Below are 11,899 nucleotides of genomic sequence, written 5' to 3'. Positions count from 1 at the left end.
CAATGCGCCATTCGGCAACACCCGGAATGCGCCGGGCGGTCGCCGGCGGCGATCTTCGAGGACCGCCGGCCGGTCTTACGAATAGGTCCGCAGCAGCCCGACCAGACGGCCCTGGATGCGGACGCGGTCGGTGGGCAGGTAACGGGTCTCATAGGCCGGGTTGGCGGCCTCCAGTCCGATCGCGGCGCCCTTCTTGCGCAGCCGCTTCAGCGTCACCTCGTTGTCGTCGACCAGGGCGACGACGATGATGCCGGGATCGGCCGAGTCGCAGCGCTTGATGATGACGGTGTCGCCATCCAGGATCCCGGCCTCGACCATGCTGTCGCCGGCGACCTCCAGGGCGTAGTGTTCGCCCGGGCCGAGCAGCGAGGCCGGCACTTCGGCGTAGTTGGAATGGTCCCGCAGCGCCTCGATCGGCATGCCGGCGGCGATCCGGCCGTAGAGCGGCAGGCGGACGCCCAGTTCAGGGTTGCTGAGATCGGCGCGCTCCAGCTTGCGGCCTGGCAGGGCGGCATCGGACCGCACGGGGCGGAAGGGAACGACGTTGTCGTCCTCGGTTGGCGCCGCTCCGTCGGCCTTCAGGCAGTCCGGCAGCTTGAGCACCTCGAGCGCCCGGGCCCGATGCGGCAGCCGGCGAATAAAACCGCGCTCCTCAAGGCCGGTGATCAGTCGATGGATCCCCGATTTCGACTTCAGGCTGAGCGCATCCTTCATCTCGTCGAAGGATGGACTGACGCCGTCCGCCTCCAGACGGCGATGGACGAACAACAACAACTCCTGTTGCTTTCGCGTCAGCAAGGCATCCTCCGTTCGCAGGGGCCGCGGCGCGGCCGAATCCCTGGACAGAACATTAGGAGGAACAAAACAAAAACACAAGCGCCTAACTGTGTCGCGCCCGGTTCTTTACTTCCGTGTAACGATCGGGGGGTCAGATGCCGTCGCCGAACAGCACCGCATCCACGGCGTCGCCGCGGGCCGCGGCCGGGGCGTGGGGCGGGCGGATCACCAGCCCGTCGGCCGCGGCCAGCAGTGACAGCATCGAGCTGTCCTGCGCCGGGAACGGGGTGGCGACGAAGCCCGACCCCGTACGCTCGATCCGCGCCCGCAGGTAATCCTCGCGCCGGTCATTGGCCGGCAGGTCGCGGCCCAATGTCGCGGCGATGCGATTCTCCGGCGCCTCGGCCCCCTGCAAGGCCCACAGGGCCGGGCGCAGGAACAGCCAGCCGCAGACCATGGTCGAGACCGGATTACCGGGCAGGCCGAGCAGCGGCGTGTCGCCGAGCCGGCCGAAGATCAGCGGCTTTCCGGGCCGCATCGCGATCTTCCAGAAATCCAGGGCCAGGCCGTGCTCGCCCAGCACCGAGCGGATCAGGTCATGCTCGCCGACCGAGGCACCGCCGGTGGTGACGATCAGGTCGGCGCCATGGGCTCCGGCGGCCAGCGTCGTCAGCGATTCGGCATTGTCGCGGGCGATGCCGAGATCGACCGGCTCGCCGCCGCAGCTGCGGATCAGGGCGCTCAGGGCATGGCTGTTGGAGCTGACGATCTGGCTCGGCCCCAGCGCCTCGCCGGGCAGCACGATCTCGTCGCCGGTGGCCAGGACGGCCACGCGCGGCCGGCGCCGCACCCGAAGCCAGGGATGGTTGGTCGAGGCGGCGATGCCGATATCGCGCGCGGTCAGGCGGCGGCCCGGCTGCAGCAGCACGTCGCCGGCCCGGAAATCGAGACCGGCCTTGCGCACATGGCGGCCGGCGGCGACACCCTCGCGCACCGTCACGCGGTCGCCCTCGGAATCGGCGTCCTCCTGCAGCACCACGGCGTCGGCACCGTCCGGCAGCGGCGCACCGGTGAAGATGCGGACGCATTGGCCGGGGCCGACAGTGCCCTCGAACCGGCCGCCGGCCGGGACCTCGCCGATCCGGCGCAGCATTGCCGGAACGGTCGCGACATCGGCGGCGCGCACCGCCCAGCCATCCATGGCGGAGACATCGAGCGGCGGCTGGGTCAGCCGCGCCGCCACCGGCCCGGCCAGGATGCGCCCGAGCCCCGCGGGCAGGGGCACGGTCTCGGCCGGCAGGGCGGCGAAGGCGGCGAGGATGCGGGCGCGGGCCTCGGCGACCGGGATCATGGCTGGGCCTCGTAGGTTCCCGACCGGCCGCCGGATTTGTGCAGCAGCCGCAGATCGGTCACCACCATGCCGCGATCGACCGCCTTGCACATGTCGTAGACGGTCAGGGCGGCGACCGAGGCGGCCGTGAGCGCCTCCATCTCCACTCCGGTGCGGTGGGTGACCTTGACCGTGGCCTCGATCTCGACCCGGCTGTGCTCGGCATCGCAGCGCAGCGCCAGCTCGACGCTGGACAGCGGCAGCGGGTGGCACAGCGGGATCAAATCGGCGGTGCGCTTGGCGGCCATGATGCCGGCGATGCGGGCGATGCCCAGCACGTCGCCCTTGGCATGACCGCCGGAGGCGATGAGCGCCAGCGTCTCCGGCTTCATCTCGACACGGCAGCCGGCCCGCGCCACCCGCACCGTCGCCTCCTTGTCGGAGACGTCGACCATGCGCGCCTGGCCGGCCGAATCGAAATGGGTCAGCTCGCCGGTCATGGAGCCCATCCTGCGCAACGCGTGACCTCTCCCGCCTGGCGGGAGAGGTCGGACGCCCACCAGGGCGTCCGGGTGAGGGCTGGTCCCGGCCTCGACGAAATCCCCTCACCCGGAGCCGCTTCGCGTCTCCGACCTCTCCCGCAAGCGGGAGAGGCAATGCAAGGGGACAGGCCCGTCCGGTCCCGAGAGGGCTGCGGCCCGGTCATGCAGCGCTCGACCTCTCTTCCCGCGCCAGCAAGGCCCGGGTGGCGGCGACGACGTCGTCGTGCCGCATCAGGCTTTCGCCGATCAGGAAGGTGGTGGCGCCCACGCGGGCCATCCGCGCTAGGTCGGTCGGGGTGAACAGCCCGCTTTCGGAGACCAGCAGCCGGTCGCCCGGCACCTGCGCCGCCAGTGCCTCGGTGGTGGCGAGGTCGANTTTCGCCGATCAGGAAGGTGGTGGCGCCCACGCGGGCCATCCGCGCTAGGTCGGTCGGGGTGAACAGCCCGCTTTCGGAGACCAGCAGCCGGTCGCCCGGCACCTGCGCCGCCAGTGCCTCGGTGGTGGCGAGGTCGACCTGCAGGGTYTTGAGGTTGCGGTTGTTGATGCCGAGCAGCGGCGACCGCAGCGTCAGCGCCCGGTCCARCTCGGCCGCRTCATGCACCTCGACCAGCACGTCCATGCCSTKGTCGATCGCCGCYTGYTCCAGCTCSCGCGCCGTGGCRTCGTCCAGCGCCGCCATGATCARGAGGATGCAGTCGGCRCCCAGCGCCCGGGCCTCCAGGATCTGGTAGCGGTCGACCATGAAGTCCTTGCGTAGCACCGGCAGCTCGACCGCGTTGCGGGCGGCGGTCAGGTACTCGTCGGCGCCCTGGAAATACGGCACGTCGGTCAGCACCGACAGGCAGGCGGCGCCGCCGTCGCGATAGGCGCGGGCGAGGGCGGGCGGGTCGAAGTCCGGGCGAATCAGCCCCTTCGACGGCGAGGCTTTCTTGATCTCGGCGATCAGGCCGTAGCGGCCTTCCGCCTGCGCCCGGCGCAGCGCCGCGACGAAGCCGCGCGGCGGCGCGGCCCGGTCAGCGAGGTCGGCCAGCCGGCCGATCTCCGCCAGCGGCACCGCCGCCTTGCGGGCCTCGATATGCCGGCGCTTGTCGGCGACGATGCGGGTGAGGGTATCGCTCATGATGCGTCCCGGGCTGGTCCCTGGCTGGTGATCCGAGCCAGCCGCTCCAGCACGCGGGCGGCCGACCCGTCATCAATGGTGCGGGCCGCGAGGGCGGCGCCGTCCGGCAATGTGGCCACGCGATCGGCGATGATGAAACAGGCTGCGGCGTTAAGCAGCACGATGTCGCGATAGGCCCCGTGCGTCCCGCCCAGCACGGCCCGCAGGGCCGCCGCGTTGGTGGCGGGATCGCCGCCCCTCAGGTCTTCCGGGACCGCGCGGCGCAGCCCGGCATCCTCCGGCGTCACCGTCAGGCGCCGGACCTGGCCGCCGCGCAGCTCGGCCACGGCGGTCGGGCCGGTGGTTGTCATCTCGTCCAGCCCGTCGCTGCCGTTCACCACCCAGGCCGCCTCGCTGCCCAGCTGGCCCAGGGCGTGCGCCACCGGCTCGATCCAGGCCTCGGAAAAGACGCCGAGCAGCTGGCGCTTCACCCCGGCCGGGTTGGCCAGGGGGCCGAGCAGGTTGAAGATGGTGCGAGTGCCCAGCTCCTGCCGCGCCGGGCCGACATGGCGCATGGCGCTGTGATACAGCGGCGCGAACAGGAAGCCGATCTGGGTCTCCCACAGCGCATCGCGCATCACCTCCGGCGGCGCCTCGACATTGACGCCGAGCTCGGCCAGCACATTGGCGGCGCCGGTCAGGCTGGAGGCGGCGCGGTTGCCGTGCTTGGCCACCGGCACGCCGGCGCCGGCCAGCACGAAGGACACGGCGGTCGAGACGTTGAACGAGCCGGAATTGTCGCCGCCGGTGCCGCAGCAATCGATGGCGCCGGCCGGCGCGTCGATGGTCACCGCCTTGTCGCGCATCACCCGGGCGGCGGCGGCGATCTCCTCCGGCGTCTCGCCGCGGACACGCAGCGCCATCAGGAAGCCGCCGATCTGCGCCGGCGTCGCCTCGCCGGACATGATGATCTCGAAGGCGGCGCGGGCGTCGGCCGCGTCCAGCGGCGTGCCGAGCGCGGCCTTGGCGATGAACGGTCGCATCTCGGTGGTCATGCCGCGTTCCGTCGTTCGGCGATGGCCAGGAAGTTCTGCAGGATCTTGTGGCCGTATTGCGAGGCGATGCTCTCCGGATGGAACTGCACGCCGTGGATCGGCAGGGTCCTGTGGCGCAGCGCCATGATCACCCCGTCCGCGGTCCAGGCCGTGGCCTCCAGGCTGTCCGGCATGGTCTCGGGCGCGATGGTCAGCGAGTGGTAGCGCGTGGCCTCGAAATTGTCCGGCAGCCCGGCCAGCACGCCGCCGCCATGGTGGTGCACCGGGCTGATCTTGCCGTGCATCGGCTCCGGCGCGCGGACGATCCTGCCGCCGAAGACCTGGCCGATTGCCTGGTGGCCGAGGCAGACGCCGAACACCGGCACCTTTCCGGCGGCGGCCTGGATCAGGTCCATGCAGATGCCGGCCTTGTCCGGGTCGCAGGGGCCGGGGGAGATGACGATGCCGTCGGGCCGCAGCGCCAGCGCCTCGTCGACTGTCAGCGCGTCGTTGCGGCGGACCTCGGTGTCGGCTCCGAGCTCGCCGAGGTAATGCACCAGGTTGTAGGTGAAGCTGTCGTAGTTATCGATCAGCAGAAGCATGGGAGTCGCCCTTTCGAGGCGTGAGGATGGGGAGGAACGGCGGGAATCCGGCCGGCCTCACCATCGGTGCAGCAGCGGGCGATGCTGCTGCGAAAGGATGCGATCTCTAGACATGACCCATGGGCCGGTTGCCGTTGCGCGGCCGGTTGGCGAAGCGTACCGCATCTTCGGCGGCGCGCACCAGCGCCCGCGCCTTGTTGCGGGTCTCCTGGTACTCCCCCTCCGGGCTGCTGTCGGCGACCACGCCGCCGCCGGCCTGGATGTACAGGGTGTCGTCCTTCACCACCGCGGTGCGCAGGGCGATGCAGGTGTCCATGTCGCCATTGGCGCCGAAATAGCCCATCGCCCCGGCATAGACGCCACGCCGCGCCACCTCCAGCTCCTCGATGATCTCCATCGCCCGCACCTTCGGTGCGCCGCTGGTGGTGCCGGCCGGGAAGCCGGCGGCCAGCGCCGCCACCGCGTCGTGATCCGGCGTGATCCGGCCGACGACGTTGGAGACGATGTGCATGACGTGGGAGTAGCGCTCGATGATGAAGCGGTCGGTCACCTTGACGGTGCCGATCTGCGACACCCGGCCGACATCGTTGCGGCCCAGGTCCAGCAGCATCAGATGCTCGGCCCGCTCCTTCGGGTCGGCCAGCAGGTCCTGCTCCAGCGCCACATCCTCCTCCGGCGTGGCGCCGCGCGGGCGGGTGCCGGCGATCGGCCGGATGGTGACCTCGCCCTCGCGCAGCCGCACCAGGATCTCCGGGCTCGACCCGACGATGGCGAAGTCGCCGAAGTTCTGGAACACCAGGAAGGGCGACGGGTTCAGCCGCCGCAGCGCCCGGTACAGGGCGAAGGGCGGCAGGGTGAAGGGCAGGGAGAAGCGCTGCGACAGCACCACCTGGAAGATGTCGCCGGCGCGGATGTACTCCTTCGCCCGCTCGACCACCGCGTGATACTCCTCGCGCGTCATGTTCGAGCTCGGCTCGGGCAGGGCGGGCAGGGTGCCCTCGGCCGCCGCCTCGCGGTGCGGCAGGCTCGATTCGAAGCGGGCGACCACGTCCGACAGCCGCTCGCACGCCGCCTCATGCGCCTTCTCGGCCGTCACCGCCGGGTCGTGGAACACGGGCGTGACGATGGTGACGACGTCGGCGATGGTGTCGAAGACGCAGACGATGGTCGGCCGCATCATGATCGAATCCGGCACTCCCAGCGTGTCCGGATTGGTGTCCGGCAACTGCTCCATCTGCCGGACCATGTCGTAGCCGAGATAGCCGAATAGCCCGGCGGCCAGCGGCGGGAAGCCGCGCGGCAGGTCGATGCGCGATTCCGCGATCAGGTCGCGCAGGCTGTCGAGCGGGGCCTTGGCGACCGGCGTGAAGGTGCCGAGGTCGGCAAGGGCCCGGCGGTTGATCTCGACTGCGTTGCCGCGGCAGCGCCAGATCAGGTCGGGGCGCAGTCCGATGGCGCTGTAGCGGCCGCGGATGGCGCCGCCCTCGACCGATTCGAGCAGGAAGGAATAGGGCTCGTCCCCGGCCAGCTTGAGCATGGCCGAGACAGGTGTGTCGAGATCGGAGACGAGGCGGGTCCAGACGACCTGGGGCTTGCCGGCGCGATAGGTCTCGGCGAAGGCGTCAAAAGCCGTGGATTCCGGCATGGGTGTGACCTGCGATGAGGGGAGCGGGATGGGCGGGGGCGGAGCGGTCGCCGCCACGCCATCGCTCCCCGCCGCCCGCCTGGACACCCCGCGCCGCAGCCCCCTTGAGCGCCGGCCAGCGCCAGCCCGCCGCCACTCCGCGCAGGGAGGACGAGGCCGCCGGATGAGGTCCGGCGATGGGGCGCAGCGACGCCGCGAGGGGGCTCATCGATCTCATTCCTGGTAGTTCAGCCGGGCGAGGACCGCTTGGTCAACAGTCACTCCATACCGGGCGCGCAGCGCCTGGTCCAGGCCGCCGCCGACATCGACCGCGAGGCCGCGCATCAGGTCCTGCTTCACCGCAGCCTCCGCCGCGGCGTCGGGCTTGGCGGGCTCGATCTTGGTCAGGCGCGCGACGATCCGGCCGCCCGGGGTCTCGGCGGTGGCGGTGCCGCCGACCTGGGCCGCGAACAGGTCGCGCACCAGCGCCGCCGGAACGGCGCCGGCATTGCTGCTGTCGCGCAACAACGCCGGCGTCTCGCCAGCCTGCCCGCCGACCGCCTTGGCAACGTCCGCGGCGGCTTCGCCGGCGGCCAGGCGCTTGGCGACATCCGTGGCCAGCGCCGCGGCCGCATCGGCCTGCTTCTGCTCGGTCCAGGCGGCGGCGACCTCGTCGCGCACCTTGGCCAGCGGCTCGGTCGCCGGCGGGATGATGCTGTCGACCCGGACGATGAAGGAGGTGTTGTCGTCGACCGTGCCCATCGGGCTGACGTCGCCCTGCTGCAGCTGGAAGGCGGCCTGCAGCACCTGCGCCTGGCCGGGCAGGGCCGGCAGCGGCTGGCCGCTCTGGGTCGTCCCGTCCTGGGCCACGGCCGGCACCGCGGTGACGGTGAAGCCGAACTCCTGCGCCGCCTTGTCGATCGCCACGTTGTCGGCCAGCGCGTCCTCGAACTTGTTGGCGGCGTCGTACAGCGCGTCGGCGGCCTTGCTCTGCTTCAGCTGGGCCTCGATGCCGGCGCGTGCTTCGTCGAAGGGCACGGTCCGGGCGGCCTGGATGCCGGTCAGCACCAGCACGTGCCAGCCGAAGGGCGACTGCACCGGGTCGGTCGCCTGGCCCTGGGCCAGGGCGAAGCCCGGATCGGCCAGGGCCGGGATCGGCATCGCCGATTTGGCGGTGAAGTCGACCGGGATCAGCTTGACCGCGGCGTTGCCGGACTCATCGACCGCCTGCTGCACCGGCTTGCCGCCGCGCACCGCCGCGGCGATCTGGTCGGCCAGCGCCTTGGATGGCGCGATCACCTGGTCGAAGCGGCGCATCTCCGGCTTCTGGTAGCCCGCCTGATTCTTGTCGTAGGCGGTGCGGGCCTCGTCCTCCGACACCGTCACCGACTTGGCGAATTCGTCGGTCTTCAGCAGCACGAGGCTCAGAGTCCGGTATTCGGGCGACTGGAACTTGTCGCCATGATCCTTGTGATAGGCCTCGAGATCCGCCTGGGTCGGCTGCGGCACGCTGGTCTGGTCGGCGTTGCGCAGCGTCACCGTGTCGGCCATGCGGGTCTCGCGGCGGTACTTGGTGATCGGGTCGACCAGCGCCTGCGGCGGCTCGGCGCCGCTGAACAGCGCCTGCATCACGTTCTGCTGCTGCAGCTGGCCGCGCATGGAGGCGATGTAGCCGGCCTCGTTGGTGCCGTTGGCCTGCAGCAGCTGCAGGAAGCGGTCACGGCTGAACTGGCCGGTGGCCGGGTCCCGGAACGTCGGGTCGTTGCGCACCGCGTCGGCGACCGCGTCATTCGACAGGCTGTAGCCGAGGTCGGCGGCGATCTGGTCGTACAGGGCGCTGGAGATCATGCTGTCCAGCACCTGCCGCGGCAGGCCGAGCTGCTGGGCGACCGACATCGGGATCCGCTGGCGCTGGGCGATCGACCGGAACTGGGTGTCGAGCTGCCCCAGGCTGATCGTCACGTCGCCGATCGTGGCCACGGTGTCGGACTGGCCCCGGTTGCGGAAGATGTCGCCGACGCCCCAGATCGCGAAGCTGAGGATCAGGAGGACGAACAGCACCTTGACGACGATGGAGCCGGCCTTGTGGCGGAGGATCTGCAGCATGACGACCGTAAAGGAAGGACGAGGCCGCGCCGGTCTCCCGGGCGGTTAGGGCCGCGCATCATAGGTGCGGCCTTCCCGGGCAGCAATGCACAAGGCGTGCCCGTGACGTCGCACTGGAGTCCATATGGCGTCGCCGCGCCCGGGTTGGTACATCAAGGGCGACATTGGGGAACCAGCGGGAGAGAGGCCGATGGCGCGCAAGCTGATCGCGGGCAACTGGAAGATGAACCTGTTGCGTCCCGAAGGGACGGCACTGGCGCGCGACCTCGCCCTGCGGCTGGCCCGCACGGTCGACCCGGCCTTCGACCTGCTGATCTGCCCGCCGGCCACGATCATCGCGCCGATCGCCGATGCGGTGCAGGGCAGCGGCCTGCTGGTCGGCGGCCAGGACTGCCACAGCGCGCAGGACGGCGCCCATACCGGCGACATCTCGGCGCGGATGCTGGCCGATCTCGGCTGCAGCCATGTCATCGTCGGCCATTCCGAGCGCCGCCAGGACCATGGCGAGATCGACCTGGTGGTGGCCGAGAAGGCGGCGGCGGCCCAGGCCGAGGGGCTGGTCGCGATCATCTGCGTCGGCGAGACCGAGGCCGAGCGCAATGACGGCCGGGCCCTGCAGGTGTGCAGTCGCCAGATCGCCGGCTCGCTGCCGCAGGGCGCGACGGCGGAGAACACGGTGATCGCCTATGAGCCGGTCTGGGCCATCGGCACGGGCCGCACCCCGACCACGGCCGATGTGGCCGAGGTGCACGCCCATATCCGCGCCGCGCTGGGCGCCCGCGTCCCGTCCGAGGCTGCGGGCATCCGCATCCTCTATGGCGGCTCGGTCAAGCCGGGCAACGCGGCCGAGCTGCTGGCGGTGCCGAATGTCGACGGCGCCCTGGTCGGCGGTGCCAGCCTGAAGGCCGATGATTTCTGGGCCATCGCCGAGGCCAGCGTGGGCTGAGTTGCATCGTCGTTGCATAGGGGCGGGGCGGTGGCTATAGTCCCGCCCGCTCGCCGCCCGGCACCTGCCCGGCGGTGGCCCCCGGTCGGAGCGTAGCGCAGCCTGGTAGCGCACTTGCATGGGGTGCAAGGGGTCGCGAGTTCGAATCTCGCCGCTCCGACCATTTTCTTCCGGATCGACATCATGATCGTCGCCCTCGACTGGGGAACCTCCTCGCTCCGCGCCTGGCTGCTCGACGCCTCCGGCGCCGTGCGGGACGAGGCCGCTGCCCCGCTCGGCATCCTCAAGGTCCCCGGCGGCGATTTCGACGCCGTGTTCCGGCAGATCGTGGAACGCTGGAGCCCCACCGCCGCCATCGCCTCCGGCATGATCGGCAGCCGCCAGGGCTGGGCCGAGGCGCCCTATGCCGACTGCCCGGCCGACGAGGCCGCGCTGGTCAAGGGGCTGATCGAGGTCCCGACCTCGCTCGGCATCACCCTGCGAATCGTCCCCGGCGTCAGCCGGGTCGATGCCGACGGCATCCCCGACGTGATGCGCGGCGAGGAGGTGCAGATCCTCGGCGACGCGCCGGCCGCCGGCCGCCGCCTCTACGTCCTGCCCGGCACGCACAGCAAATGGGCCCTGGCCGAGGACGGCCGGATCGCCTGGTTCGCCACCTCGATGACCGGCGAGGCCTTCGCCGTGCTGGCCGAGCACAGCATCCTGGGCCGGCTGATGGACGGCCGCGCCTATGACCGGCCGGCGTTCCGCCGCGGCCTCTCGGTCGGCGCCGGGGCCGGCGGCGGCCTGCTGCGCCGGCTGTTCAGCGCCCGCACGCTCGGCCTGTTCGGCGAGCTGGAGCCGAAGGCCGCCGGCTCCTACCTCTCCGGCCTGCTGATCGGGGCCGAGGTGGCCGATGCCCGCGCCACGGTGGCCTCCGCCACCGGTACGGCCCCGGACGAAGTGACCATCGTCGGCGGCGCCGAGCTGTCGGCCCGCTATGCCGAGGCGATCGAGGCGGCCGGGCTGACGAGCCGCATCGCCCCGGCCGACACCACGGTCAGGGCGCTGTGGCGCCTGGCCAAGCATGCGGAGCTGGTGTGACATGACCCTGTCGCTGCACGATTCCCTCGCCGGGCTGCCCCTGGTCGCCATCCTCCGCGGCGTCAAGCCGGAGGAGGTCGAGGCCATCGGCGCCGCCCTGGTCGAGGCCGGGTTCCGCTGCATCGAGGTGCCGCTGAACTCGCCCCAGCCCTTCGACAGCATCCGCCGCCTGGCCGACCGCTTCGGGCCGCAGGCGCTGATCGGCGCCGGCACGGTGCTGAAGCGTGAGGACGTGGCCCGGGTCCAGGCCTCGGGCGGCAACCTCATCGTCATGCCGCATGCCGATGTCGAGGTCATCGCCGAGGCCAAGCGGCTGAACCTGGTCTGCGCCCCCGGCGCCGCCACCCCGACCGAGGCCTTCGCGGCGCTGAAGGCTGGGGCCGACGCGGTGAAGATCTTCCCGGCCGAGGCGGTCCCGCCCGCCGTGGTCAAGGCCTGGCGGGCGGTGGTGCCGGCCTCTGTGCCGCTGATCGCGGTCGGTGGCATCACGCCGGACCGGATGGCGGCCTATCGCGACGCCGGCACCACCGGCTTCGGCCTTGGCTCCGCCCTCTACAAGCCCGGCATGACCGCGGCCGAGGTCGCCGCCACCGCCGCCGCCTTCGCCCAGGCCTGGCGGGCGCTCAAGGGCTGAGGTTCCAGCGCCCGGCCGCCCCCTCACCCGAAATCGCTGCGCGATTTCGACCTCTCCCCAAGGAGAGGTAAGAGGGGCGCCACCTTGTTCCCCTCTCCCGCGGGGAGAGGGAGGGGCCCGC

Annotated in this window: 10 protein-coding genes, 1 tRNA gene and 1 pseudogene; 4 read left to right on the top strand and 8 right to left on the bottom strand. The window is 71.4% G+C overall.

The window, feature by feature from the left end:
* Positions 1-75: 75 nt before the first annotated feature.
* From lexA to BWR60_RS21975, 8 genes and pseudogenes are all read right to left on the bottom strand, one after another.
* A complete protein-coding gene (gene lexA, locus BWR60_RS22010; protein WP_088153173.1) occupies positions 76-798 on the bottom strand; it encodes a transcriptional repressor LexA in 723 nt (240 codons plus the stop codon).
* A gap of 130 nt (positions 799-928) precedes the next feature.
* Positions 929-2,128 carry a molybdopterin molybdotransferase MoeA gene (locus tag BWR60_RS22005; RefSeq protein ID WP_088153172.1) on the bottom strand — a complete coding sequence of 400 codons (1,200 nt, stop codon included), beginning with the start codon at positions 2,126-2,128 and terminating at the stop codon, positions 929-931.
* Positions 2,125-2,607 carry a cyclic pyranopterin monophosphate synthase MoaC gene (gene moaC, locus BWR60_RS22000; RefSeq protein ID WP_088153171.1) on the bottom strand — a complete coding sequence of 161 codons (483 nt, stop codon included), beginning with the start codon at positions 2,605-2,607 and terminating at the stop codon, positions 2,125-2,127. Before moaC ends, BWR60_RS22005 begins: the two co-directional genes overlap by 4 nt.
* Before the next feature lie 419 nt (positions 2,608-3,026).
* Positions 3,027-3,770, bottom strand: a pseudogene (gene trpC / locus BWR60_RS21995) (indole-3-glycerol phosphate synthase TrpC); the annotation flags it as partial.
* The gene (gene trpD, locus BWR60_RS21990; protein WP_088153168.1) at positions 3,767-4,804 is read right to left on the bottom strand and encodes an anthranilate phosphoribosyltransferase; all 1,038 of its coding nucleotides are present in this window, start codon (positions 4,802-4,804) and stop codon (positions 3,767-3,769) included. The gene trpD and the pseudogene trpC, both read right to left, overlap by 4 nt.
* Positions 4,801-5,385 (bottom strand): anthranilate synthase component II, encoded by a 585-nt coding sequence (locus BWR60_RS21985; RefSeq protein ID WP_088153166.1) that lies wholly within the window; start codon positions 5,383-5,385, stop codon positions 4,801-4,803. The genes trpD and BWR60_RS21985 overlap by 4 nt, the downstream gene beginning before the upstream one ends.
* Before the next feature lie 106 nt (positions 5,386-5,491).
* The gene (gene trpE, locus BWR60_RS21980) at positions 5,492-7,030 is read right to left on the bottom strand and encodes an anthranilate synthase component I (RefSeq protein WP_088153164.1); all 1,539 of its coding nucleotides are present in this window, start codon (positions 7,028-7,030) and stop codon (positions 5,492-5,494) included.
* Between the two features lie 213 nt (positions 7,031-7,243).
* Positions 7,244-9,115, bottom strand: coding sequence for a peptidyl-prolyl cis-trans isomerase (locus tag BWR60_RS21975; RefSeq protein ID WP_088153162.1), 1,872 nt, complete (start codon positions 9,113-9,115; stop codon positions 7,244-7,246).
* A 190-nt stretch (positions 9,116-9,305) separates the two neighbouring features.
* On the opposite strand from BWR60_RS21975, the gene tpiA reads away from it, so the two are divergent.
* The 4 genes from tpiA to BWR60_RS21955 all read left to right on the top strand — a co-directional run bounded on the left by tpiA (position 9,306) and on the right by BWR60_RS21955 (position 11,778).
* Positions 9,306-10,061 (top strand): triose-phosphate isomerase, encoded by a 756-nt coding sequence (tpiA, locus tag BWR60_RS21970; RefSeq protein WP_088153160.1) that lies wholly within the window; start codon positions 9,306-9,308, stop codon positions 10,059-10,061.
* An 86-nt stretch (positions 10,062-10,147) separates the two neighbouring features.
* A tRNA-Pro gene (locus tag BWR60_RS21965) sits at positions 10,148-10,224 on the top strand.
* Between the two features lie 20 nt (positions 10,225-10,244).
* Positions 10,245-11,144: a 2-dehydro-3-deoxygalactonokinase gene (locus tag BWR60_RS21960; RefSeq protein ID WP_088153158.1), complete on the top strand. Its 900-nt coding sequence runs from the start codon at positions 10,245-10,247 to the stop codon at positions 11,142-11,144.
* A 1-nt stretch (position 11,145) separates the two neighbouring features.
* Positions 11,146-11,778 carry a 2-dehydro-3-deoxy-6-phosphogalactonate aldolase gene (locus BWR60_RS21955; protein WP_088153156.1) on the top strand — a complete coding sequence of 211 codons (633 nt, stop codon included), beginning with the start codon at positions 11,146-11,148 and terminating at the stop codon, positions 11,776-11,778.
* The last annotated feature ends 121 nt before the right edge of the window (positions 11,779-11,899 follow it).

Origin of the sequence: Inquilinus limosus, from assembly GCF_002195995.1 — a bacterium.
GTDB classification, from domain to species: domain Bacteria; phylum Pseudomonadota; class Alphaproteobacteria; order DSM-16000; family Inquilinaceae; genus Inquilinus; species Inquilinus limosus_C.
This window is presented reverse-complemented; position numbering and strand designations above follow the sequence as displayed.